The sequence below is a fragment of the Kosakonia sp. R1.Fl genome (assembly GCF_023516815.1).
Taxonomy (GTDB): Bacteria; Pseudomonadota; Gammaproteobacteria; order Enterobacterales; family Enterobacteriaceae; genus Kosakonia.
The window spans coordinates 37628-61185 of sequence record NZ_JAMGSQ010000002.1 but is presented as its reverse complement, the minus strand read 5'-3'; the positions used below and the strand labels follow the sequence as shown (position 1 = coordinate 61185).

Genomic DNA, 23558 nt, shown 5'->3' with positions numbered 1-23558 from the left:
GGCAGGTGATATCAGTAAGTCGGCGCAAAATGGGTCAGGACGCTGACCATCTGGCGATCCAGGTCGTCATGACTCATAAACCCCCAGGCAAGGGGCTGCCACTGGTGAGTTTTCGGATCAACCAGAAACGTGGCCGGGAAGTGGGTGACGCGCATCTGTTCTGCCTGGCCACTGTCGACGCGGCTGCGCGGTAACTGGTCGCTGATTTTTCCATCCACGCTGACGGCCATCAGGCTGATCCCACGCTCTTCACAAAACGCGCGGATCACCCCGGCCATCAGGGTGTCGACAGCATTATTTCCCCGGTAGAAAAAGAAGAGTCCATAACGCTGCGCCACCTGGCTGATAACCGCGCGCTGAATCTTCTGCTCTTCCTGCTGGCGGGCTTCTACCGTGCCGTTGTAATGGCTGCGTTTTACGTTGTAATCCAGTTCCGGATACTTCAGCCGGGCCAGTTTTGCCGTCCGGGTAAAATCGGTCGCCCGGTCTGTCCAGAAGTTCTGCAGCGTCATAAACCGGCGGAAATGTTCCACAGACGGATACAGGATGGCGGTATCCAGCGCTTCGCGGGTTGCCTGCTGGAGCCTCTTTTTCTGCTCTGATGGTGTCATGCCGGCCAGAGGTTCCTGCACTGTCGGTGCCGGAGCAGGTTCGGACTCTGCGTCTTCAGCATCCGGGTTATACCACTGCCATCCCTCTTCCCGCGCGTACCCGGCCACCAGCACATCTTCGGGTGCCGCATGTAGTGATACGGTAATCAGAAGGGAAAACGCACCGACGAGACAGCTGACACTTCTCATGGCGCGGTCTCCTTCATCTTCTCCGCGATGATGGCCTGCGCTTTATTCAGCAACGCCTGGTCTTCCGGGATATCGCTCCCGGCAGTGAGGTCAGTGTAAAAATCGCTAAAATTCATCACGCCGAAATCGAGACGCTGCAGTTCATCCACCGTAATGCCACGGCAGTCCGGCGATTTACCATCACCGAAGCCAATGCCCAGTTGATCACGACGCCCCTGCTCCTGGACAATGCGCGCCAGTTTGGAGTTAAACTGGCAGTAGCCGCGTTTTTTCTCCAGACACACGCCAAGAACTTTTTTACTGCAGTATTCCCCGACATAGACCGTCAGTTTCTTCTCTTTGGCCTTTCCCAGCGCCTTTTCATTGCTGCTGCAGTCCGACAGACCTGTATCCTGTCCCCATCCGGAATCCTTACAGCAGTTGTTGAAACCTGCCGCCATTTTTTTGCAGGATCTGGCTTCACCCGTGAATGCACGGACATTTTCACCATTCAGTTCTGCAACATCTTTCCCCACTGCGGCGACAGCGGCCAGCGCGGATACAGCCCTGGCAAACATGTTGCTGGTGCCTGCCTGCCCCTGAGCGCAACTGCCGTCCGTACAGAAGAACTCACCCCCACAAATCTTGCCGTTTCCTGTCCTGTTCCGTTCACACGAATACGTCACCTGCTGACTCACACAAAAACCATCCACGGTATCGGCACACTGGCTACGCGCCACTGTGCAGGCGGCATCCCTCATGTACTCCCCGCAGGTTCCCTCTGTCTCAGTCTGGGTCAGCCAGGTGTCCTGCCATCTCCAGCAGTCCTGGTAAATGCTGTAGTTTTTCCCCTCCACGACAACGGTTCGGGTACCCCCAGGTTCCACACACTGCGAGCCGGTCATTGCCCCTTCCGTCTTGCTGAATGGGCAATATTCAGACCACTCTACCCGCGGCACCCACTCCCGACTTTTTACCTGCATCACCAGCGTCAGCGCGAAGCGTGTTTTTCCTCCCGTGAGATCGTTAAAGATGATGTTATCCAGCGTTCCGGTACAGCTGCCGTTCGCGCTGCAGCTTGTTCCACTGAGCACCTGCCCTTTAGCCAGCACCATCCCTGCCGCAGGACTAAGCGCTATGGTGTCATTCCAGGTCAGACGGAATGTCGTGCTCATAAAACTGGCCAGAGAATTCCAGAGATAGTTCTGCGTGGTTACGCTCAGGCTTGCACTACGGATGATGCCTGCATCCGGGGCAGTCACACTGAAGACGATCTGCTTTCCGGCGCGACTGAAACTAAACGCCGTAAGGGTGTAGGTTTTAATCTCGCTCGTATCTTTCCAGTCACCGGTTATTGTCGCGGTGCGTGTGCAGTACTGCTCAATTTTCGTATCCCGCAGACACTGATGGGTGGTGATTTCAGTAAAACCCGCAGGCTGTTCCACACACCCGTCAACGCCACCGCCAGTGAGGGTGTCCGCTTTTACCTGCATATCCAGTCCTTCGGCGATAAACGGTGCATCCAGCGAGGGTTGGTTGTCTGCCGGTGTATTAAGAATGGATTCCGTGATGGTTTTTCCGGCTTCGGAATGGTTTAGCGCAGCAGAACCCGGTGATGTCATATCCACACCTGAAGATGTCACCCCGCCGTAGTACCCGCTTTCCGCAGGCGTCGTCGTGTAACCGGGAAAAATTTCAGCAGGGTTGAATCCGCCAATGGCATCAGCGCCCTGGTTTTTGCTCACTTTTCCCTGTTGTATTCCCTGATTAAACGGGTCGTTAGCAATCAATGGCTTCACGATAAAAATCTGTGCCACAACCACCAGCAAAAGGCGTATTCGTTTCATTCGGACTCTTCGCCCAGCAGGCTTTTTGCGGTTTGCGCACAGTCCCCCTCTTCTGCCACGCGCTTCAGTGCCTGACGCAGGGTGAGATCCCCCTGAAGACGATCAATTTTATCGCCCCGCTTACCGCAGGCGACAATCAGCACCGGTACGGCAGTGATGGCGTATTGACGGAAGGTGGTCGGATCTATCTGCACACCTCCGCTATTGCTCTCTTTCACCAGGTCTGCGACAGCATTCGCCGTGGCCCGCATGTCGCCATTGACCATACCCCGGATCACCACCGGGATATGGAGTCCTGCGGCATCCTGAACCCGTTGTTTCAGCTCATCAGGTGGCATCGAGAAGGAGACAAAGACCAGCGCCGCATCAACAGGGCGTTCTCCGGGCTGCACAGACTGCCGGAACTGCTGAGCCTGAGCGTCAAGGAACGACTGATCCCGTGGTGCCAGTGAAGGGATCGCCTTCAGAAACGCCGGGTGTTGCAATGACTGAATTCGCTGACGATCCAGCTTAAGCTGTTCCCTGAGGAACTGGCGGTTTTCCGTGTGTTCAGTTGTCTGAGCCAGCTCAGTGAAAAACAGGCCGAACAGCAGAAGCAGTGTTTTATTCATAGGGTATCCTTCCCCGGTATGGGGTGAGTCGGGCTGCATGCCATTTCGCCAGGAACGCTGGCCGGCATGGCGTGCACTATCTTTGTTCCGCTTTCCGGCATCCGAGTCCCGCCCCCAGGCCAATCGCTGACTCTTCGGTCGCTAAAGGCAAGATATTCCCGGGGTATGTGTGTGCCTGTCTGACCGCCACAGACGCCTCACGGCATTCCTGAATGCACTGGAAAGGCCGCCATATGTCAGCGCCATAGCGTAACGTTGCGCGGGCTTCTGCTCTGCCTGTTCGCTATGGCATGTGACTGGCGCACACAAGCCGATGCTTGTTTTGCCCACCAACAGACTGTGCACCTTAAAGGAAAACGCAGTTGCGCTTACGCCAGAAGAGATACCCGAAGTTTCGACGGTCATCAGGCATGTTTTTGCCGGTTTCCCAGCGCGTCACGCTGCGGCCCAGCGGATGACACTGTCCTGCATCGGAATATTTATTGACCAGATGATAACGCCAGCGACTTTTGGGCATGACCGGAGAGGGATATTCAAAGCAGACCGCCGTATCAGCGCCCACACTGTTCATGATCATGCCCTGTCGGTGAAGCTTGAATGCCATCCGTTCGCTAAGCAGCAGGGAAGTCTGCATCGGGCTGAATTCATTTGAGACCCATCCATTAAACGGATACATACTTCCCTGGCTACCGGCACACCAGAACAGCGTGTCCAGTGGCATATGCACCAGACTTGCGGCAGCATCTGCGGCACAGGCTGCCTGAGCAATGACATTACCGAACAGAAGCGCTTCAGGCTGGATAATCATGCTGAGCGAGCTGTTATCCCACATTGGATCAAGTTCAGACAGGTATCCAATATCCAGGTCTCCGCCCTGCAGACAGCCCATCGAGGTGATGATGTTCAGCCAGTAAGTCAGCGGGTATTTGTACCAGTGGACATGGTAGAACGCGCCGGGATTTGCTCTGCCCTCCTGCCCGCCGGTGCCTGTACCAACATTCCCCACGTTGATAGTGAACCCACCCAGATTCACCATACAGTAAGGCGATCGGGTCACATCCGTCAGCGCCACCGGCTCCCAGTAGCCAATGGCCAGTCCCACACGATAGAAAATCCCCACCGGACAAAACTGGACAGGCATAGCCGGATTCGGCGTGTCCGGCTGACGTCCCTTTGCCACCGGCACATTGCCAATGGTGATCGGAAAAAGGCATTCCCAGCACACATCGGTGATCGGGTTTACAAAATGCCCCTCACACTCCACAGCGGCATTGGTTGTGTCAGCCTTACTCATCAACGGCCAGACGCAGACAAAAACCAGCAGTAACCGAACCAGTAACCTATTCATGGCTCTCTCCGGAGCCAGGGACAACAAAGGTATCGATCCGCAGGCGGCGGCGATCTTCTGAGAGTGTCACCCGGGCAGGAATAGCCGTCAGGGCAAACTTTCTGCTCAGTGTGCCGTCCTGATCGAAATAAATACGTGTATCGAGGGCGTTGGTCGCCTCCCGGATATCACCATTAACCAGAATGACGCGGGCGGTCAGCGTTTCAGGTTTCTGCGCTTTTATCCACGCTAACTGCTGCGGATTATCGGCATCAATAAAGTAGAGCGTATCGGTGAACGCAACGGTATCCAGCGGGTTAATCACCTGCCCTTTGCGGGCAAAGACCCGCCCCTGCTGGTCTTTCAGATCCTCGCTGATCGTCAGCGACGGATCGATATAGTGCGTCGTGTTCTTCTGCGCCAGGGTCAGTCCTTCAACCGGTTTCGGTCGCAGGGTATTTTCCATAACGCGTTGCCTGAATGCGTCCTGTTCCCGGGCCATCTCGCCGCTGGCCTCCATGGCCTTCAGACGGGTCTGGATAGTGGTGAGCATGTCCTGCTCAGCAATGGGGTACATCTCCCCCCATGTCCCCAGATTTTTTGCCTGTACCACGCCGGATAGCAGTAACAGTAACAGCAGATCTTTGCTCACCGGCTGCCACCTCCCGCAGCCATCCGCTGAGCCACCCCGGTCTGGATCTCCACAGTGATGTCTGCCGCCCCGCTGACCACAGCAGGCGTCACCAGGATCAGTGCATCATGCCGGTACTGCCAGCTCTGTAGTTCCGCATTGAGGCTGGTCATGAACCGCGCTGTCATTGCTTTAGTCTGAGGTTCGTCCAGCGACTGCGCACCGGCCTGTTCGGTGAACTGATCCAGCGTTTTTTTCATATCAAATGACACAACCGTTGGCGTGCGCCAGCTAATCATCAGAGAGGTAATGGCAGCGTTAACACACAGGATGGTCACGGCAACCAGCAGAAGGCTGCACAGACAGCGCCGCTTCCGGCGTTCGCGTTGGGGCAGGCTCTTTCTGCCAATGGTGGGTTTTGCCGGTGCATCGTCAGCCTGTTGTTCCGTTTCAGTGAGTTCCGACATCATGCGACCTCCGCAATCGCTTCCAGCTCGCGCATTTCATCAGGGAAGTTACGTTGTGCCAGCTGGTACACCGCGTCATGAATATCCATGTTCTGTTCCCGGCACTGGCGGATAAATTCGAAGTCATCACCCTTTGAGCTGAACATGGCCCGGCTGAGCGGATCGACAAAGAGACGATGGAAACTGCAGGTATCATTAATGCGCAGCATGAAGGAGGAAAACCACTGGTCTTTGGCATCCCCGAATTTTGCAATAACACTGCGCTCCAGCTCGCTGAACTGGTTGGGGCGGTTCTGGTTGTACTGTTTGAATTCCGATGCATCCTGCTTGAGGATCACCTTAAAGGCGGAGTTACCCCATGCAGCTTTTGCCGCGCCGGAAGCATCATCGGCATCAAAGTCTTTAATGTTCTGGCTGATGGTGATGAAAGCACCACGGTGGCGACGTACTGTCCGGTAGCCGGTTTCAATGAACTGGCCGACCTTCTCATTTTTGAAGTTGAGCAACTTCCAGCCTTCATCGATAGCGCAGCATTTCTTCAGGCTGCGCGGCGTACGGTACATCTTGTCTTCAATGTAGATAATGAGAGAGAACATCACCGCAACCAGCAGATCAGGCTTGTCCTGCAGGCCCCCCAGTTCCAGTACGATAAAGCGGGCATCATCGGTCAGAGACGGCTCGTCGCTGTTAAAATATTCGCCGTAAATCCCCCAGGAGCAGTACTTCCCGAGCAGCTCGATAATTTCATCCAGTCGGTTGGTGATACCCGGCGAGTTCCGGTATCTCTCATCCTCACGGAGGTCGGTCAGCTTCCGGACAACATGATCGATACGCGCTTTTTCCTTATGTACCTGCCAGGCGTCCTGAACACCACGCAGCAGCAGGCTGTGGTGTACTTCATCCAGTGTGCCGTTGGGACTGGCCAGTACCGCCAGCTGGTCGCGAATGCGTTCACCAGATTCATTAATGTCAGAGATATTGGCAAATGGATTGAACTTAAGAGATTTTCCGTTAAGGTACGTACCGCCCACGTTCTCGCAGAACGACTTGTAGCCGTCCCCCATATCAAACACCCAGGCGATACCACCGGAGTCCAGCACGCTGCGCAGAATAGGCTGTACCAGACCCGTTTTACCGGCTCCCGACGTGCCGGTTACCGCCATGTTGTAGTTAGTGTTACCTATCCCGTCACCGTAGATATCGAGGAACGCGAGCTGGTTACGATAGGACGGCGTCAGCAATCCCCCCTGACACAATCGGTTATCAGCCACCACCGGCAACAGGTTTACAGCCTGGATACTCTCAGCCCGGCAGGTAGCTCCTCCCCTTTTGATGTCTTCCCACAACCCTTCCGCATGGATAAAGGGGATCATCGCTATCCAGTTACGGAACTGCATATAGGTCGGGGAAAACAGATCGATGCCGTTCTTCTTGAAGGTGTTGATGACCTGCTGTTCGCAGACCAGAGCATCCTCATCCGTATCCGGGCAGAATGTGGTGACGTTATAGTAGTAGCGGACAATACAGGTCTGGTTGCTGTTTAGACGCTCGCGAATGTCTTTCCACTCTTTCGCCTGTTTGGCGACGCCGGGGAACAGGGTGGCATAGGGAGAGTGCGCTTTTTTCTCCCGGTCGAGATACTTGCGCGTGGCTTCTCCCTGCGTCGCTACCTGATCTTCCGCCTCCATCACCATGGTGATAACAAACGGGCTGGCGATCGTCAGATCCGGACTGAGCAGATTAGACAGGTTATCGCCCCCCATCCACAGCATGAACAGATCCGGGTTGTTCTCCAGCATAAAATTCATGGCCCGCGTGGCGGTGGCTCTGCCCTGGCAATCAGCCAGGCTGATGCGTACCTCGTCAGGACGTACCTCAATGCCGATACGCTGGTCAACGCAGCGCTGATGCAGCTCATCGAATTTCCCGACACGGACTTCATCCGGGTACAGCTGGTCATGGCGGGCATTCACCAAACCGTGAACCAGTGTGGCAAGTTCATGGTCATCTGCTGCCTGCGTGAAAATTTTTGCCGCATCCAGCGAGGAACGAAGGACTTTCAGGGTATGCGTGACTTCCGTCATCACAGCCGCCGTCCGCTTCTTCGTTTTCACGCTGTAAGCGATATACAGCCGGTAATCACGCAGGGTCAGCGGCAGACCGGTCGGGCTGTTGAACTGCTGCTGTGCCGCGCGCTGGTAATACGCCCGGGTGATGCGGTTAAATTTATCAGCATGCTTCCCCTGCCAGCGAAACGCAGACAGCCCCCGATCAAGCTGATCGCCAATCAGTTTGCTGGAGACCAGATGAAATGAAATCGGTGTCTTGCGCGGCAGCTTACTTTTGATGAGATCTTCCAGCACATAGACAATCTGTTCATTGGCACCGATGAGGGGTTCCGCGCGCAGCAGAAAGCCTACGGAACTGCGGTTTACAAACAGCCCACTGTCACGATCGTAATCGCGGTAGGGCAGGACGCTGGTGAGTTGCGGAAAATCCAGACTGGCCAGATTGCGTGTCATCTCCGCCGCACCATCCGGCATCCGGAAGGCGTTCTGCAGATTTTCCAGCACGTGCAGAAATTTTTTCACCCGAAACTCCTTAATTCACCTGCGACGGAAGCACCCAGTCCGCCGCATTGACCACAAACGACACATGTCCGGGCTGATGGAAGACGTTATCGCTGTCCACCCAGGGGGCTATCCAGACCGTAGCTATCTGATCCTGACGACGTTGTGGATGAACGGTACCGGGATTATCACAACGCACGCTCTGGCATGACGGTGCCGAGGTGACCACGGATACGCGCGGATCAGACACTCCGGGGCGGGGGGCATTTGTTACTGACGATCCGGTTACCGGATGGGGGAGTCGCGATGACGTTACAGAATTCATGTTTCTCTTTCCGGGCATGATGCTGACGGGACTCACACTATCAGAGGAACTTACCCTGCCAGGGGATGCTGACGGAACAGCTGCCACAGAGGTGACCGGGATATCAACCAGGGAAGGCAGTCCGCCCGCAACCAGCTTTCCCGCCTGGTTTGCCGCCTTGTCCCGGGCAAGCTGGTTGGCCCTCGTCATGGTCATACAGGTATCCGACGTCGTGGCATTGCAGTCGAAACGGCTTTTAACGCCGGCACATCCGGAGAGCAGCAGAGCGCAACCTGCCAGTAAAAATGTGTTTATTTTCATCCCTGTTTTCCTTAATAAATAACGCCCTGAAGAGTCTGGCTGGCACCGCAGGCGCATTGTGAACAGGCTGAATTTCTGTCGCCGGACAACAAAAGGTGTCACGCCAGATCAGGAGCGATCTCGGGTTAATCAGTCATCTGACGAAATGATCGCGCCGAAGATACCCGAACCGTGAAAACACCTTTTAGCTGCTCTGACGCCTGCCGTGGCGTTGCCGCCATCGCCTTCCCCGACGATTCACCTACGATACTTTTTCCCGCGAATATCACGTACCCGCGGGCACGCCATGCAGGTACGCATTCCGGGCACCGCTTTCTCACGCCGTTCCTGAATGCTGCTCCCGCAGCATGCACACCGGGTGATGCTTTCCCCTTGAGTACTTAACTGTCCTCTTACCGCCTGTATGTGCAGCCTGTTCAACAGTGCTTCCTTCCTGTCATTGATCCGGTTCGTCTGCCTTCACCGTTTTCCTGTTAATGCGACCTGAACACGCTACCGCCCCTCCCTTTCATGTCACCCAGGGCACTGACCATTTTGGATTATGGTGTTGTGGCGCCGGGTTCCCGGCTCCCGTTTAACGCGCTACGACCTGACCAGTACCCGGATCAACAATGTCTCCTACCCTGAAATCCTGCAGTTGCTTCAGCATGTCTGGCGTGTTGCCCGGCATAGCGGCAGGTGCAGATGAGGCAGAAGGTTGATGTTGTGTCTTTCGTGCAGTTGCTTTCGCACGGGCTTCTTCCAGCGTTTCAAGCTGAAAGCCATCCTGGAATACCAGCGTGACTTCATTACCCGCACCAATCGGAATGACCGGGTGGTACTGTTCAGCACGTTTGATGTAGTAATCCGAGAGTGTTCTGGACGCGGAACTGACGCCGCCACCGAGCCCTGCCTGGCCGATATCGCCAGCGCTCATGCTGGCTGTAGCCCCGACGCCCACGGTTGTGGAGGAGGCTTTCTCAATACCCTTGCCGATCCCATCCAGGAAGCCTGCGCCACCCGCATACAGCAGGATTTGGCCGTTACGCATGACCACTTCGCCTTTGATGCCGTTCTTGCCCATAAAGGACACATGACCAGCAATCTTCTGATCAATATTGTCGTCACCGAGTTTGCAGCTGATGGAGCGGGATCGAACAATGGCACGCTCACTGGAGACATCTCCCCATGCCTCAAGCGTCACAAAGCAGCCGGTCAGATCGAACTCACGATCGTTTGGCATCTGAACCTTGCCAGTGAGGCGTACCTGCATCGGGACAGTATTTTTATCGCCGGTGACGGACGCATTGGTATCCGCACCTTCCACCACAATCGCTTCGGCAAAACTGCCGGAAGAGATCCACGGGAAAGGCGTTTTTTTCAGGCCGCTATCCGACCGGCTGAATTCCTGGCTGTCCATCATTCCCGGGCGCTGAACAGGGGTCATCACCGGTGCGGCAGGTACCTGCCCGCCGCCTGCTGGCCAGAAGCTGGTCGGAGGGGGAACATCACCAGGTGGGGCAGATTGCCCCGGAGAGGTGAGCGCTCCCGGCAGCGGTTCGGCACTGACGGAATCAAAGTTCTTACCGGCCTCAAGTTGTGTCTGCAGCAACTGGTTCTGGTCTTCCAGTTCACGAATACGCTCCTGTGAACCTTTAAGATCGCGACTGACAAGCCCCATTTCCGAACGCAGCTTTTTGATCTCTGTCTGCGTCTCCTTATTAAGCCGCTGCGCTTCAGCAATGGCAGAACGTTGCACTTTATTGTCAAAGGACTGATTCACCACCCCGGTCATATCCGGCGCGGGTTCTCCTTTTGGCACTTTAATGGGCGAGGCTTTCCTGAGGTTCATCTCCGAGATCATCCAGGTTCCGGCTCCGCCAGCCCCAATCCCCAGAACAAGAGCCACCAGCAAAGCAACCTGACGACGACGGACGACTTTGTTAACGTTGGCCATCATCACTCTCCCCGTTTTCACGGATGACAGTGACCGTCACTCTTCCTCCGCCCGCCAGGGTCTGTGCGTTGCTATCAAACATCACGGCGCGAACGCCAGGCTTCCAGAAATCCTGCTCGCGAAGTGCAACGTTCCGGGTACTGGCATTACGCAGTTCATACCGATCAGCCCGCAATCGATCGCCGTCCCAGGCTTTCTGTGGCGTAACCGAAAAACCAACGGGTACACGTATACCGTCAGCACGAGTATTCACCTCGCCATAGCCCTCTGGCATCGCACCGGTTAATACGCCACGGTTGAGACTGATAAGCAGCTTTTCGTAGGCCTGAGAGGTTTCCCATTTACGGATCTGCGGACGAGCTGGTGGCTCTGCGCTTATCAGCCGATAAACGCGCCCTTCGCCTTTAATGGGAGTGGCCACGACAGAGAAGGCCTGCCCCAGCGCAGTTTCCACATACAGCGTGAACGTCCGGGCAGACACAGAAGTGAACAGTACGCCCCCGGCAGACGTCAGACGCTTGTCTGCCAGCATGCCACTCCGGGCAGTGATGGCGGTGACGGTGTCACCCGGAATAAAAATCATATTAGGATCGGTACTGCTGATACTGAGCCGGAACTGTCCGCCCTGCGGAAAGCTCAGCGTAACAGGAGGCTGCGCCTGAGCGTTCCAGGACACAGCAGCCATCATGGCTGCGCCAGACAATAACGCCGGAAAGTTATTTTTCATCGGTCACCTCATAAAACCGGCCGATACGGGTGAAGCCTCCGGTGTACGTCAGACGAAGCCGGAAACTTTTTATTTCCGTGGTAGGTTTTGCATTGCCGATCCACATTTTCAGCACACCACGTACATCGATACGCCCGTCAACGGGATAGACATTCAGTTCAGTGGTGTAGAACGTGGAATTTACATCGTTAGCTTTGATCTGCGCGGCCTCTTCCTGCAGAACCTGTTTAAATTCCTCCCGGGATTCAGGCTCGACAAAAGACAGCAGAAAAGCGTGGCTGGAATCCACCGTTTCGGGAGAGACATTAAGACGCAGAGCCAGAAACGATAGCGTCATCATCCGGAAAAACTCGGTATCGGCTTTCGTTTCCGAAACCACAAACGGGGCGTTATAGGTCATCGGCGTGACAACCGTACGCTGCTCGCGGATGAGTGCCCGGTTCGTCACAGCCAGCCATACCACCACAAAACCGAGAATAAAGACCAGCGTCGTGAGCGACAGAATAAGAATGGCAATAATTTTGGTGGATGAATTGCGCGCACTGATTTCCATACTAACGCCCTGCGGTTATTTACTTGATCCATTTCCTGAAACTGGAATCGGGAATAACACGATATACCACCCGGAATAATTCAGTAGGCAGGTGCCAGTAACACCAGTTATATAACCAGCGAGAGCTCTTACCGCGTTTCGCCGCCCTGATCAGTTGCCAGATAACGGCCGCGAGAATCAGACTGAATAAATATTTCCTGGTGAAAAATCCCCATAGCAATACAGCCGCTGCGGGAAGGGCTTCATCAAGCGGTAATCCGATAAGGCGGTTCTGCTCCGACAGGGTTTTCGGGAAACGGTATTTGTCTAAGCCGTTTTGCGCCATGTCAGTTAACGAACGTCAGACCAACAGTGGTAAAGACGATAACAACCACCAGACCCAGCAGAATCAGCAGATTCTTGGTGCGGATATACATCGCCGCACCAACGACCAGTTCAGCAATGATGATACACATCATGACGAATGAGTCGGCCCCGAAGGTGGCTTTCACATCGTCCTTGCCTCCAGCCAGCAGATCCGTTGCCTGCGCCATCGGACCCATTACCAGTAACAATAATGGAGACAGCACAGCCATACGGAGTAGCGCTTTTTTACTGGCTACCACATGCCATGCTCGATTTTTTATAAACGCGGGGAGTCCGCCTTTGGATAAGGATAAATTCATAAAACCTCCATGTATGCAATTCCCTGCAACCACTCAACGCGGTATTAGCAGCTTAAGTAATTCCGGCACCTTAATAGCAGTGGCGCTGTAACAAATTTCTTATCGCAATAGCTGCGTGCCAGCCGCTGTTAACATGACGCATTATTAGCTCATTCATTATCAAGTGCATAAATACAATCATGCTGGCATGCAGACCAGAAAGCTTCCGTTTCATCAATCACTGTTCCGTTGCAGTGAATCAAAAGCTGGCAGAAGAATGACAAAAAAAATCTCGCGCATCCAGTTGTAAGAAACAACCCGAGTAAGGAGCAGATATCGAAATGAAATTAAAAGAAAATAGAGCGATTCTACAGAAAAATCCGACAACCCCGGGTTGATTTGGAAAGGTAAAACGCGACGCGCCTGACGTCATGTTTTAGACACGTGAAATTTAAACTGTGGATTCCACGCGGCAGTCAAGATGGTTATAAAGATCGAGCCGGATAGCATAAACCGTTTTCAACACATCATGTTTCGATACACCATAAACGTCGCATAACTCACGTAATGCCTTTGAAACCGCCTGGACACTTACTCCTTTCAAATTAGCAATATCTTTGCGAGTCATTCCATAAACAAAAAGAGTGAAGACTTCGATTTTAGCATCGCTTATCTCAGGAAATATCTTGCGTAACTGCGTTATATAGATACGATCAATGATAACCATCGCAACCTCATGTGAATAAATATCAGGTTATTGGTGGCCAGAGATAACAGAGGTTGCAACCTCTGTTATCTCACCAATAGCTTATAGAAATAAATGAGCCTCATTTACTCCATATAAAAACAGCGTCACCCTACATAAATAAATATCTTGTAATATTAACAGCTATAAATAAACAGTTCAGGTTAAATATAAATGACAGATAACATTAACCCCTGCATTACTAATAGCAGAACATAGACAAAAAATGGAAGCCAGCGCCTCACGGCGTTGTACTTGCAACAACACAAGGTTTATTTGTGCCGAGTATAAATATAATCACAAGTTGATTTAAAACGTAAGCAGCGGTGACTGATAATGAGAAAATAACCACCCTCATCACACATAAGACATAATCAGGTCACAGTGAAATCTATTCATCCTCATCATCATTTGGAAAGAAAACATTTACCTGTTCATTTGCAAATTTCATTACGGATTTTTTAATAACATCCAGATCAAAATTACCATTATTTACAACCTCGTGACTTAACGCACTCATTTTCATTATTTCCGTGCACATCACTCTCACTCTTGAGATATTATCAAGAATGACTTTATTATACTCCACTTGACTGAATCCCTTTTCACTATTCTCTCTCTGGATCCGGTACACTCTGAGCCCAAGCTCTATAAGCATTGACGTTACCGAAGATATCGTCGCATCCGCTTCTGTTGCACCTTCCTGCCTGCGCTCTGCAACCATGGACTCTATTTCTTTTCGAACCTGATTACTGACAAAAGTTTGTATACGTGGCATCTATTATCCTTCTATCACCAATAATAACTGTCGTAATAAAAGTACTACACTGCATTATATATTCATAGCGGAAGGTGACTGTTTTATAAAAAACAGCAGCTTTAGGCAGGTGTAATACGTATGTAAGAGAGAGTACACTCACGAGTATACTCTAAGCAATTCATTGAATTTAATAACGCACTCTGGAAAGGGTATCTTTAACACTCTTTTCAGAGTGTAGGCAGAGTAGAGTGATACTCTGGCTTCTTTAGCATGGTGCGTATCGCAGCAGGGCAACTCTCATAACAGATTGATTCAAGGTTGCATTCGTGCAAAGCAATTGCTTGCGTGGTGTGTGGTGCTTTTGGAAATGAGGAGCGCATATTTTTGAATATCAATCCGGGATTGGTTATGGTATTTCGTGCATAGTGTCAGGAGGAAAGAAATGAAACGGATTACGTTAACATTTTTATCGCTATTTTTTTCTGGAATGTTGAATGCTACGGATTGCTTTGATTTGGCCGGTAGAGATTACCATATAGATCCTGATCTGTTGCGCGCAATATCCTGGAATGAATCGAACTTAAGGGTCAGCATTATGGGGTATAATCCCATTTCTGGTTTTGGATCTGGATTAATGCAGGTTGATTCGCAACATTTTGATGAACTGGCAAGCTACGGAATTAAACCGGAGCACCTTCTTTCTGATCCATGTCTGAATATTTATACAGGAACGTATTACCTGGCTATTGCGTTCAAGAAATGGGGAGTCAACTGGCAGGCAGTGGGTGCTTATAATGCAGGATTTAGCATATCGGAAAGACAAGCACATAAACGATATGTCTATGCACGAAAAATTGAGGCCACATACAGAGCGATAAAAAATTATAAAAATTCAAAAACACACTGAAAAGAAAATGGAACAACCTCAGAGATGAGACCTTTTCAAGTCTTTCGGCATTTCACCAATCAAACAATCCTCTGCGGAATTAACACATTACGACCATAAATAATCACCATAATTTCAATACTGACGATTACTGATATTAGCTGTTTCAGCTAAACCTGTTTATTAGATCGTTCAGCTTCATCACTGAGCGAAAAACCGTTACGGCTATCCCCTTCCGGGAGGGCGTATGACGGTATCAAGACCAGCCCTCCGTATGAGAACGACAGGGGGATGGCCTCAGGCGAACATAAAGGGTGCACACCCGCAACGGCGGAACGGCGTTGCGGCCTTATCCTGTCAGCAGGAGATGTGCAGGAAAAACCCGTTTACCACGCTATTTTTATGGTTAATTAATGTCCAGTTAAGGTTCGTCTGCCAGAATAGGTGGCATAAAGAGCACAAGGTTCAGGTGCCACTGAGTTTATGTAGCCAGCAGGAGATGATGTCCCCTGCCCCTTTTTTCTCTTTCCTCCCTTCTTCAGCGCGCAGCCTGCCGTTCCTCAGCCCTTAACGCATTCAATAGCTGCCTGAAGTGTAGTGGTTTACTGAATTTGGCCACCTGAACAGAGGTGATATGCTCACCTCAGAACATTACAGGTGCCTCAATGAAAAAAAGAAATTTCAGTGCAGAATTTAAACGCGAATCCGCTCAACTGGTACTTGATCAGAACTATACCGTTGCAGCTGCGGCCAGCGCTATGGATGTGGGTCTTTCTACAATGACGCGATGGGTAAAGCAGCTACGGGATGAACGACAGGGCAAAATACCTGAAGCCTCACCTATAACCCCGGAACAGATTGAAATACGTGAGCTGAAGAAAAAGCTACAACGCATGGAAATGGAAAACGACATATTAAAAAAGGCTACCGCGCTCTTGATGTCAGACTCCCTGAACAGTTCTCGTTAATCGGGAAACTCAGAGCGCAGTATCCTGTGGTCACACTTTGCCACGTGTTCGGGGTTCATCGCAGCAGCTACAAATACTGGGTGAAAACCCCCGAAAAGCCAGACGGCAGGCGAGCTGTGTTACGCAGTCAGGTTCTGGAACTGCATAACATCAGCCATGGCTCTGCTGGCGCAAGAAGTATCGCGATTATGGCAACCCTGAGAGGCTTCAAAATGGGACGCTGGCTTGCCGGCAGGCTCATGAAAGAACTGGGGCTGGTGAGTTGTCAGCAGCCTACCCACCGGTATAAACGTGGTGGTCATGAACACATCGTTATCCCGAATCACCTTGAGCGACAGTTCGCAGTGACAGAACCTAACCAAGTGTGGTGCGGCGATGTGACGTATATCTGGACAGGTAAACGTTGGGCTTACCTCGCTGTTGTTCTCGATCTGTTCGCAAGGAAACCGGTGGGCTGGGCAATGTCATTCTCGCCGGACAGCAAGCTGACCATCAAAGCGCTGGAAATGGCGTGGGAAGCTCGCGGTAAACCAGCCGGAGTGATGTTCCACAGTGACCAGGGTAGCCACTATACAAGCAGGCAGTTCCGGCAGTTACTGTGGCGTTGCCGGATCAGGCAGAGTATGAGCCGACGTGGAAACTGTTGGGACAACAGCCCGATGGAACGCTTCTTCCGGAGTCTGAAAAACGAGTGGGTGCCAGTGACAGGTTATATAAACTTTAGCGAAGCTGCTCATGCGATCACAGACTATATCGTCGGGTATTACAGCTCGCTAAGGCCGCATGACTATAACGGTGGATTACCACCAAACGAATCGGAAAGTCGATACTGGAAAAACTCTAAAGCGGTGGCCAGTTTTTGTTGACCACTACAAAGCGTATCCCAGTTAAACCCGACTGCTGCATCATGGTTTCTCTGTGCCACTTTCATGGCCAGTCGTATCTGCTCATCTGTCAGGCTGGCATCGAGCGCGAGGAAATCCTCCCGCAGCCAGAACGTGCCGCAGCAGAGTGCGTCTGCCGGGTAACGGGACAGCCGGTCAGTCAGTGCGGCCACCGTACACTCCCCCGCGTCAGGCTGGCACGCGGCAAACACTCCGTCCGCCACATCATTCCAGCACCAGTCCTCATGCGCCGGGCACGGCGCGTCAATGTCCTGTTGCCTCATACCCGGTATACTGAGCAGGCCGGTGACAATGTCATCGAGGCCGTCAGCCCGGTCGCCCGGCTCCGTGCTGGTCAGGTACCAGCCATCCAGGTAAATGACCATTTCACCGCTACTGAGTGTTATGCGGGTCAGTTTCTGCATATTTGTGTCTCCGGTTGATGCGGCACCGTTTGCGCCGTGCCGGCACAACAGCCCGGAGAAAAGCGAAGGACGGAAGGGCGTCAGTGAAGCCGCACGCGCCGTCGACAGCGGGCTGAATGCACCGCTTCGACGGGGAACGGGTGAGCATAACGACAGGGTGAACCCTTCTGGCCGCAGCGGCCGGGCTAACGTGAAGGCACGGCGCGTTGATGGTTGCGGATGGTGTCATTATTTCATGATTTCTTTGCTGTTAATTAATCATGAAAACTAAGACGGACGCGTGACTGCAGCAAAGGTAGCCGAAACCCGGCACCTGAAGGTGTCGGGTTTCCACATATTTAAATTTCAGATTCAGGGCTGACTGTCCGTCAGCATGACGGAATAGCGAATTCCCTGCGGCAGACTGACTGAAACGGGTTTATTAAGTGTCAGCGGAACGGTCTGAAGCGGGACAGGTATTGTCCTGATACTGTCTCCCACCAGGTGCCCATTTTCATACCTCTGCTGATCATAGTAATTTATCTCGCCGCTGATCTCGGCAGTGCTGTTTCCTTTGCCCGGAGACAAATCTATGTACATGGTCGCAGCGGCAAATTTCCTGTCCAGCTCTGAGTTAAATGGTTTTCCCGGTAATGGAGGCAGCGGATAGAGTATCAGGTTTCGGTTTTTTGCCTTTTTTAGAAGGCTGTCTGCGGGTACGGTCCAGGTGGAAGGCGCTGACACCGGCGACTGCATTTCTGTTTTAAGATTCAGCACTCTGTTGTCTGTGGGTACAGAACTGCATCCCATCAGAGCCAGACATAAAACAGCGATTCCTGTAAGTCTGTTCAATTCACATCTCCTTTTTTCTTTTCAGGTTAACGGCTTGCGTCTCAGCCATTATCGGCATAAGCAGAAAAGACTTCACGCTGGTATTCCCGGATATCAAAGACGTGACACAGTTTTATCTACGTCCTGACATAAGGCAGGTCATAACCGGCATCAGCGTTTATGTCCTCTGCCGGTGACCTCTTCAAATATTTCAGGAAAGAAAAACCCTCATGGCCTGAATACGCTCATGCAGCCGGAGACGGCCCTCCCATTGATGGAAATAGTACACCGACGTATAGCGGGTACTATTCACCGTCAGAGCCAGGGAATTGCCCGTGTTCAAGATGGCCGGTATCCCCAGCGGGCTCAGCTGGATGAACGTCATATCGGCCGCGAGGGGATTGATATCGCCTGCTGTGATCAACAGCTGCTCAGCCGGATTTAATCCCCGCGCCAGCAACACTTCGGCGAAGGCAATAATCATGCCTCCTACCCCGCTGGGAGGTTCGCTCTCAGCATCACCCCGGGGCAGGTCTTCGCTGATCCTCCGCCGTCAGGCCAGCAATCAGTCTGGAACGCCACAGATTCGGTAGTCATCTTTCAGTTTTATAGGTAATGGTCAGGGTCATCGACCAACATTACTAACTGAAGGTTGTATCTAATCCCGGGGGCAGGTCACGGCGGTTCCACATGCATTAGTTGCGCTGGATAGTGCAATTGGCTCAGGTTTTTTCCGCTTTAACTTGGACTCATCACTAACGATATTACGGCGTTTTGTGGTGAAGCGCGCAAAGGTGCTGCTCAGGTCATATTTATTGAAACCGTTCTCACTCATGGCAACGCCCCCTCTTTTGTTTAATTAACAATCTACTAAAAATACACAAATCAGGTAAATTGTTGAGCTCTATTTAAGCAAAATAGTCCAGCTTTCTTCGACGATTTGTTGGAACGTAATCCTCACCCGTATCATCTGCACATAACCCTCTTCGGACTCACCGGCGTACCTTAAAGAGCTTACCAATCTGACTGTTTTTCCCGAGAAACTCTTCTTGTTCACGAGTCATGTCCCACCATGCTTTGTCCAGTTCCGAAAGATTCTCCATAGTCAGAGTTTCCAAGTCCTCCCCATTATTCAAACGTTCAATCATTGAGAATCGATCAGAATTTATAAACTCTTGAGATAGCTCGGTTATTGAGCCTTTTAGACTCAACACCATCAGCAGCACTTGTGCAGTATTCGCCCGATCAATGCATTTACCAAGTGCAGTTAACATCTTTTCAAGTGCAGCGGCTCGGTCAGTTGCGGGTTCAAGACCATACGTTTCCATTTTTTTTCTCAGATCCCGCATCTTTTTCCGTCGTTTTTCGGCGGATGTTATGATACTTCGGAGTTTTGTAATTTCAGGTTCTGTGTTAAGGATAGTCCTTCTATTTCCAAGATTTTTTACGGCCTGCACAGCCTTATTGACATCGTCTTTCAATGGATTGCTGCGATCAAGAGTTCGAATCTCGTCATTCACAAGGCTGATGGCAAGCTTGTACCCCTCCTGGGTGGTGAGTTGGGGAAGCCAACTCCGTGCTACAACAAATGCCGCAATTGCGGTCAATACAGTAGCCAAGTTCAGGATTGCCGATAGCCAGTCTACGGCGCTGCCGGTTTCTGTCATCCTGAAAACAAGAACGGCCACCAGTATAAATAGGCAAGTTACTATTGCACTGACGACTGCTGTCAGTGCAATTTCCCAGGTACAGCGGAACCAGTACGCTAGTGTCGACCCATGTTTTTCTGTAGTCATTATTATTTACCTTTAGGGATCAGCCACGATTCCGAATGAGTACCTTGGTATAGGGTGCCATTCTGGTTCAACCAGATTCTGACACTTCATTCCTCCTTAGGGATGAAAAGGGCTGACAGTCTTGGGGAGATGGTAGCAATGGTGTTCTGATTTAAAGGTTCGCTTCAGGCTGTCATAAAAAAGATATGGCCTGTAAATTTGCGGCCATATCTTCTTTAATTTCACCTTGTCGACTTGATAATTCTTTAGCCTATCAGGAGCATACCATATTTTTGCTCGCGTGCTTCAAAGGCAGTACGCCCACCTTCAAGTACATCGCATATTGCTTTTCGCATACTGTTTTCTTCACCGTGATCGCCATATTCTAGGGCCCCGCAACGATAACTGATCATTTCATCCGTATTGTTGGCGATAAGCACCTGCTCAGCATCGCAGTTGACAACCAAATTGGCATTATGGGTAACGATGATTACTTGGCGGTATTGTTTGATCTTGCGGAATAAAGGTACCAGATTGTGCATAATGAAGTCGTTATCAAGATCGTCTTCTGGTTGATCGAACACGAAGGGGGAACCAAAGGCATCAGTGGCTAGCTTGAGGCATACGTAAAACGTTCCCCGTTGCCCGGCGGAAAGTTTTTCAACTGTTTTCCCTTTATATTCAAATTCTGCCCTTACTGTCAGATAACGTGAAATACTTTCTGGGCTGAAAAGAAAGGCAAGCAGTGCAAAAGGCCCTTGGGAGTTAAAATATTCACTTTTCCATACAAATGTTTCAATGGAGATTTTTTCGCCCGGCATCTCAGGAAGGGAGATCATTTTCTGACCAGCTATAAGAGCCAAAAAATCCTCGATACTGTGCACACCAAATACCGTCCGTAGTCTTTCCTCGGTAGATAATTCGCCTGAAACGCGAAACTTTCCCCTGTTAACACGCTCAAGTATTCCACTGTAAAACGCGGGGATATCAAAATGAGGTTGCCCGAAGATACGGATATCCATGAGTATTTCACGGATCAGCTCTCGCTGGTCAGTGGTCAGATGCGGCTTTTCCGTCAGAGATGCAAAGGTGTTGTCGATTTTCTCTTTTTTACCCAGCAGATGGTGTACAAAATCAGTCGCCAGCGTGGCCCGTTGTGCTGTTCCGATTTTTGCCTGCACGACGCGCTGCTGAATCTCTTCCTGACGGAGGGTGGCATGCTGGATCTGTTCTTGGTAACCGCGAATTTTCTCTAGCACACCGGAAATATCCTGTTCAATACCCTGCTCCCGGAAGGCAATAACGATTCTTTTATTTTCTTCTTCGAGCTGTACCTGTTGCTTCTCCAGCGCGCAGATATGGGCTGACACAAAGGCTTTGTGGGAAGTTAGATCAAGCGGCGGAATGGGAACAGCCCCCGTACCAGCATCATTAACTTCTTGGATGCGCATATTCAGACTGGCCTCTGCTTCAACTGTCTCACGAAGCAGAAGGCTTGTGCTGGTCAGCGACTTTGCCAGGACCGTACTGCGAGAGCTGTTAATCTGAAATTGTTCGATCAGGCGCTTATTTTTTTCGCTGGTCAGTGTGTTGATTTTATCCTGAGCGGCTTTTATTACGCCAACATGATAACTCTCCGTGTTGATGGCTTGCCGTTGTTCATCACGAAAGCTGTGGTATTCACGAAATGCACGATAGTCGCTCAAGTTATCCGCCAGTGCCTCCCTGAGTGATTCCGGGATATCCTCTATTGAAAGACGTAACATTTTTTTGATTTCATCGCTGATCAAGCCTGGTTGCTGACAGAGCAGCTTGATCTCACCCTGAGATACATGGAGATATTCGTACCCTTCGCTCCGACTTTCAAAAAGTACTTTTTCTCCGTTGGCCTTATCAAGTTCCACAATGAGGTGCTGTACATTAACGTCACGTATTTCACTGCCGCGGCTGGCAGCTCCGGCAAACTGTGAGCGAATCGCATCCAGAAGGAGACTTTTCCCTGTTCCCCGGCCACCAATAATGGCTACCATGTCCGGGTTAAGGGGGATGGATAATTTCCTGAAGCAAATACTCTGGCCGTGGAAAATTTGGCCACCCACTTCAAGGCGGCTGAAATGCACTTTTGGTAGCCGCTGGGCGGGCGAGGTTTGGTCTAACGCAAGACGGCATTCGGGCTCGAGCATGGCTTGCCTTAATCCCTCAAAGGTGGGAAGCGCCTTGACCCATGTATATCGCCCGCCAATCTGTTCTGGGCTGTGCGCATCTGAGCAAAGAAAAACTGGTTTGATCGTCGCTCCGGGATAGCGTTCTGTGCTTAGGAAAAACGTGCGGTCATCAACACCCCCGAAGATTATCTGGCCCTGACGGTCTATCTCGGTTGCCGCTGCAGCAGAACGTCCAGTAGCTCCTGGACGATACCCTCCGTAACCATTGGGGCAAACGGCGATAAGGTAATCTTGAAAAGGTCGTAGTTCAGAATTTAGGTGGTTAGTGAGTCCGGATAATGCGACAGTAATGGTATCTACTCCATGATCGCTTTCTCTGACGCTTTTCTCACAACAGTACACATTTTTTCCGTCGCCATCAGTGAGGCGTATTGGGAGGCGGGAAAGGGCTTCGTTGATACGTTCGGTGCTCAGCTTTTCTGAAAAGAGAATATGTATGTTGATGAATTCGCCGTTTTTGTTCTGCTGATCAAGCCGAAATTCAACGTTCCCGAGAACCGTGATCGCAAGTCCCTGTCTGGCGATTTCATTTCTGATAGTTTCTAGTTCGTTCTGTCTGAAGTAAAAATAGTTGGTTACGGCGACAAGGGATAACTGCTGCTCTCCGAGTTTACGGACGAAGCCTTCAATATCTTGAGCGTTATAATTATTTGCCAGCCACGTCATCGGACTGTGGATGTGTAAATCCCATTTATTCCAATGTGAACCTTTCACCCGGATGATCCTTTTTTAAGAGTACTCATCTTTCATAATATTGTGGATATATGCCCCCGCCAGGTACTTTCCACGTCAGTTTGAAGCAGGTTTAACTCGCAGGGATTATTACTGTTAAAACCGCAATAATTAGATGCTTAAACGACAATAAACTCAATAATGCCTTTATGACATAAATAGGTATGTATTGTTTATATCTTCTTTTGCAAAATATGCAAAAGAAACGTGTATTGATAGATGTTTAAATTTCCATTGTTCTAAAATTATAGAAATGTTCATTGAGGAATATGATGGATATCGTATCGGCTGCATCTGCACTAAAAGAATTGGGGCATCAGACTCGGCTGGTAATCTATAAAGATCTAGTCAAAGCGGGGCCAACAGGGATGTCTGTAGGTGACCTTCAAAAGAGAATTGAGATTCCCGCATCTACGCTAAGTCATCATCTGTCAGCGCTGATGTCCGTCGGCCTGATTAAGCAAGAAAGGCAAGGTAGAACCCTTTTCTGCCATTCCCACTATGAAAAACTTGAAGAACTCATCTCGTTCTTAATTGAAGAGTGCTGTGGACTGACCCCGCCCCGGTAGACGATCCTGCCCTATAGTTGGACTGACCCCGTCTAGGTAGACGATCCTGCCCTATAGTTTGA

Annotated in this window: 23 protein-coding genes; 3 read left to right on the top strand and 20 right to left on the bottom strand. The window is 51.1% G+C overall.

What is annotated here, in order from left to right:
- Window positions 1-11: 11 nt before the first annotated feature.
- The 15 genes from traF to traM all read right to left on the bottom strand — a co-directional run bounded on the left by traF (window position 12) and on the right by traM (window position 14240).
- Window positions 12-800 (bottom strand): type-F conjugative transfer system pilin assembly protein TraF, encoded by a 789-nt coding sequence (gene traF, locus M8Q36_RS24780; RefSeq protein WP_249882906.1) that lies wholly within the window; start codon window positions 798-800, stop codon window positions 12-14.
- Window positions 797-2626 (bottom strand): type-F conjugative transfer system mating-pair stabilization protein TraN, encoded by a 1830-nt coding sequence (gene traN, locus M8Q36_RS24775; protein WP_249882905.1) that lies wholly within the window; start codon window positions 2624-2626, stop codon window positions 797-799. The genes traF and traN overlap by 4 nt, the downstream gene beginning before the upstream one ends.
- The gene (trbC, locus tag M8Q36_RS24770; RefSeq protein ID WP_249882904.1) at window positions 2623-3237 is read right to left on the bottom strand and encodes a type-F conjugative transfer system pilin assembly protein TrbC; all 615 of its coding nucleotides are present in this window, start codon (window positions 3235-3237) and stop codon (window positions 2623-2625) included. The genes traN and trbC overlap by 4 nt, the downstream gene beginning before the upstream one ends.
- Window positions 3238-3583: 346 nt before the next feature.
- Complete coding sequence (gene traU, locus M8Q36_RS24765; RefSeq protein WP_249882903.1) at window positions 3584-4585, bottom strand: conjugal transfer pilus assembly protein TraU; 1002 nt, start codon at window positions 4583-4585, stop codon at window positions 3584-3586.
- Entirely contained in the window at window positions 4578-5216 is a 639-nt protein-coding gene (gene traW, locus M8Q36_RS24760; RefSeq protein WP_249882902.1) for a type-F conjugative transfer system protein TraW, read from the bottom strand. The genes traU and traW overlap by 8 nt, the downstream gene beginning before the upstream one ends.
- Window positions 5213-5665: a type-F conjugative transfer system protein TrbI gene (trbI, locus tag M8Q36_RS24755; protein WP_249882901.1), complete on the bottom strand. Its 453-nt coding sequence runs from the start codon at window positions 5663-5665 to the stop codon at window positions 5213-5215. Before trbI ends, traW begins: the two co-directional genes overlap by 4 nt.
- A complete protein-coding gene (traC, locus tag M8Q36_RS24750) occupies window positions 5662-8253 on the bottom strand; it encodes a type IV secretion system protein TraC (protein WP_249882900.1) in 2592 nt (863 codons plus the stop codon). The genes trbI and traC overlap by 4 nt, the downstream gene beginning before the upstream one ends.
- A gap of 10 nt (window positions 8254-8263) precedes the next feature.
- Window positions 8264-8857 carry a type IV conjugative transfer system lipoprotein TraV gene (gene traV / locus M8Q36_RS24745; protein WP_249882899.1) on the bottom strand — a complete coding sequence of 198 codons (594 nt, stop codon included), beginning with the start codon at window positions 8855-8857 and terminating at the stop codon, window positions 8264-8266.
- Between the two features lie 574 nt (window positions 8858-9431).
- Window positions 9432-10793, bottom strand: coding sequence for an F-type conjugal transfer pilus assembly protein TraB (gene traB / locus M8Q36_RS24740; RefSeq protein WP_349654614.1), 1362 nt, complete (start codon window positions 10791-10793; stop codon window positions 9432-9434).
- Window positions 10780-11520 carry a type-F conjugative transfer system secretin TraK gene (traK, locus tag M8Q36_RS24735; protein WP_249882897.1) on the bottom strand — a complete coding sequence of 247 codons (741 nt, stop codon included), beginning with the start codon at window positions 11518-11520 and terminating at the stop codon, window positions 10780-10782. The genes traB and traK overlap by 14 nt, the downstream gene beginning before the upstream one ends.
- On the bottom strand, window positions 11510-12073 hold the full coding sequence (traE, locus tag M8Q36_RS24730) for a type IV conjugative transfer system protein TraE (protein ID WP_249882896.1): 564 nt from the start codon (window positions 12071-12073) through the stop codon (window positions 11510-11512). The genes traK and traE overlap by 11 nt, the downstream gene beginning before the upstream one ends.
- A 19-nt stretch (window positions 12074-12092) precedes the next feature.
- The gene (gene traL, locus M8Q36_RS24725; RefSeq protein WP_249882895.1) at window positions 12093-12398 is read right to left on the bottom strand and encodes a type IV conjugative transfer system protein TraL; all 306 of its coding nucleotides are present in this window, start codon (window positions 12396-12398) and stop codon (window positions 12093-12095) included.
- Window position 12399: 1 nt separating this feature from the next.
- Complete coding sequence (traA, locus tag M8Q36_RS24720) at window positions 12400-12738, bottom strand: type IV conjugative transfer system pilin TraA (RefSeq protein WP_249882894.1); 339 nt, start codon at window positions 12736-12738, stop codon at window positions 12400-12402.
- A 430-nt stretch (window positions 12739-13168) separates the two neighbouring features.
- Window positions 13169-13444, bottom strand: a complete 276-nt coding sequence (locus M8Q36_RS24715) for a helix-turn-helix domain-containing protein (protein ID WP_249882893.1) — start codon at window positions 13442-13444, stop codon at window positions 13169-13171.
- Window positions 13445-13853: 409 nt separating this feature from the next.
- Complete coding sequence (traM, locus tag M8Q36_RS24710) at window positions 13854-14240, bottom strand: conjugal transfer relaxosome DNA-binding protein TraM (protein WP_249882892.1); 387 nt, start codon at window positions 14238-14240, stop codon at window positions 13854-13856.
- 424 nt (window positions 14241-14664) lie between these two features.
- On the opposite strand from traM, the gene M8Q36_RS24705 reads away from it, so the two are divergent.
- Both M8Q36_RS24705 and M8Q36_RS24700 read left to right on the top strand, forming a co-directional pair.
- Window positions 14665-15129 carry a transglycosylase SLT domain-containing protein gene (locus M8Q36_RS24705; RefSeq protein ID WP_249882891.1) on the top strand — a complete coding sequence of 155 codons (465 nt, stop codon included), beginning with the start codon at window positions 14665-14667 and terminating at the stop codon, window positions 15127-15129.
- Window positions 15130-15773: 644 nt separating this feature from the next.
- Window positions 15774-16942, top strand: a protein-coding gene (locus M8Q36_RS24700) for an IS3 family transposase (RefSeq protein WP_249882890.1) whose coding sequence is annotated in 2 segments (ribosomal slippage) — window positions 15774-16023 and window positions 16023-16942 — 1170 coding nt in all. Because the reading frame shifts where the segments join, the coding sequence is not laid out codon by codon here.
- Here M8Q36_RS24700 and M8Q36_RS24695 read toward each other — a convergent pair.
- From M8Q36_RS24695 to M8Q36_RS24675, 5 genes are all read right to left on the bottom strand, one after another.
- Complete coding sequence (locus M8Q36_RS24695; protein ID WP_249882889.1) at window positions 16864-17385, bottom strand: hypothetical protein; 522 nt, start codon at window positions 17383-17385, stop codon at window positions 16864-16866. The two genes, M8Q36_RS24700 and M8Q36_RS24695, sit on opposite strands and share 79 nt — an antisense overlap.
- Window positions 17386-17736: 351 nt before the next feature.
- Window positions 17737-18216 carry a hypothetical protein gene (locus M8Q36_RS24690; RefSeq protein ID WP_249882888.1) on the bottom strand — a complete coding sequence of 160 codons (480 nt, stop codon included), beginning with the start codon at window positions 18214-18216 and terminating at the stop codon, window positions 17737-17739.
- A 190-nt stretch (window positions 18217-18406) separates the two neighbouring features.
- Window positions 18407-18679 carry a hypothetical protein gene (locus tag M8Q36_RS24685; protein WP_249882887.1) on the bottom strand — a complete coding sequence of 91 codons (273 nt, stop codon included), beginning with the start codon at window positions 18677-18679 and terminating at the stop codon, window positions 18407-18409.
- 508 nt (window positions 18680-19187) lie between these two features.
- On the bottom strand, window positions 19188-19991 hold the full coding sequence (locus M8Q36_RS24680; RefSeq protein ID WP_249882886.1) for a hypothetical protein: 804 nt from the start codon (window positions 19989-19991) through the stop codon (window positions 19188-19190).
- 245 nt (window positions 19992-20236) lie between these two features.
- Entirely contained in the window at window positions 20237-22909 is a 2673-nt protein-coding gene (locus M8Q36_RS24675; RefSeq protein WP_249882885.1) for a TrlF family AAA-like ATPase, read from the bottom strand.
- Between the two features lie 290 nt (window positions 22910-23199).
- On the opposite strand from M8Q36_RS24675, the gene M8Q36_RS24670 reads away from it, so the two are divergent.
- Window positions 23200-23496 carry an ArsR/SmtB family transcription factor gene (locus tag M8Q36_RS24670; protein ID WP_249883008.1) on the top strand — a complete coding sequence of 99 codons (297 nt, stop codon included), beginning with the start codon at window positions 23200-23202 and terminating at the stop codon, window positions 23494-23496.
- The last annotated feature ends 62 nt before the right edge of the window (window positions 23497-23558 follow it).

Coding starts and splice junctions, on each gene's coding strand:
- traF (WP_249882906.1), bottom strand. CDS start 800: ATGAGAAGTGTCAGCTGTCTCGTCGGTGCGTTTTCCCTTCTGATTACC.
- traN (WP_249882905.1), bottom strand. CDS start 2,626: ATGAAACGAATACGCCTTTTGCTGGTGGTTGTGGCACAGATTTTTATC.
- trbC (WP_249882904.1), bottom strand. CDS start 3,237: ATGAATAAAACACTGCTTCTGCTGTTCGGCCTGTTTTTCACTGAGCTG.
- traU (WP_249882903.1), bottom strand. CDS start 4,585: ATGAATAGGTTACTGGTTCGGTTACTGCTGGTTTTTGTCTGCGTCTGG.
- trbI (WP_249882901.1), bottom strand. CDS start 5,665: ATGATGTCGGAACTCACTGAAACGGAACAACAGGCTGACGATGCACCG.
- traV (WP_249882899.1), bottom strand. CDS start 8,857: ATGAAAATAAACACATTTTTACTGGCAGGTTGCGCTCTGCTGCTCTCC.
- traB (WP_349654614.1), bottom strand. CDS start 10,793: ATGGCCAACGTTAACAAAGTCGTCCGTCGTCGTCAGGTTGCTTTGCTG.
- traK (WP_249882897.1), bottom strand. CDS start 11,520: ATGAAAAATAACTTTCCGGCGTTATTGTCTGGCGCAGCCATGATGGCT.
- traE (WP_249882896.1), bottom strand. CDS start 12,073: ATGGAAATCAGTGCGCGCAATTCATCCACCAAAATTATTGCCATTCTT.
- traL (WP_249882895.1), bottom strand. CDS start 12,398: ATGGCGCAAAACGGCTTAGACAAATACCGTTTCCCGAAAACCCTGTCG.
- traA (WP_249882894.1), bottom strand. CDS start 12,738: ATGAATTTATCCTTATCCAAAGGCGGACTCCCCGCGTTTATAAAAAAT.
- M8Q36_RS24715 (WP_249882893.1), bottom strand. CDS start 13,444: ATGGTTATCATTGATCGTATCTATATAACGCAGTTACGCAAGATATTT.
- traM (WP_249882892.1), bottom strand. CDS start 14,240: ATGCCACGTATACAAACTTTTGTCAGTAATCAGGTTCGAAAAGAAATA.
- M8Q36_RS24705 (WP_249882891.1), top strand. CDS start 14,665: ATGAAACGGATTACGTTAACATTTTTATCGCTATTTTTTTCTGGAATG.
- M8Q36_RS24695 (WP_249882889.1), bottom strand. CDS start 17,385: ATGCAGAAACTGACCCGCATAACACTCAGTAGCGGTGAAATGGTCATT.
- M8Q36_RS24685 (WP_249882887.1), bottom strand. CDS start 18,679: ATGATTATTGCCTTCGCCGAAGTGTTGCTGGCGCGGGGATTAAATCCG.
- M8Q36_RS24680 (WP_249882886.1), bottom strand. CDS start 19,991: ATGACTACAGAAAAACATGGGTCGACACTAGCGTACTGGTTCCGCTGT.
- M8Q36_RS24670 (WP_249883008.1), top strand. CDS start 23,200: ATGGATATCGTATCGGCTGCATCTGCACTAAAAGAATTGGGGCATCAG.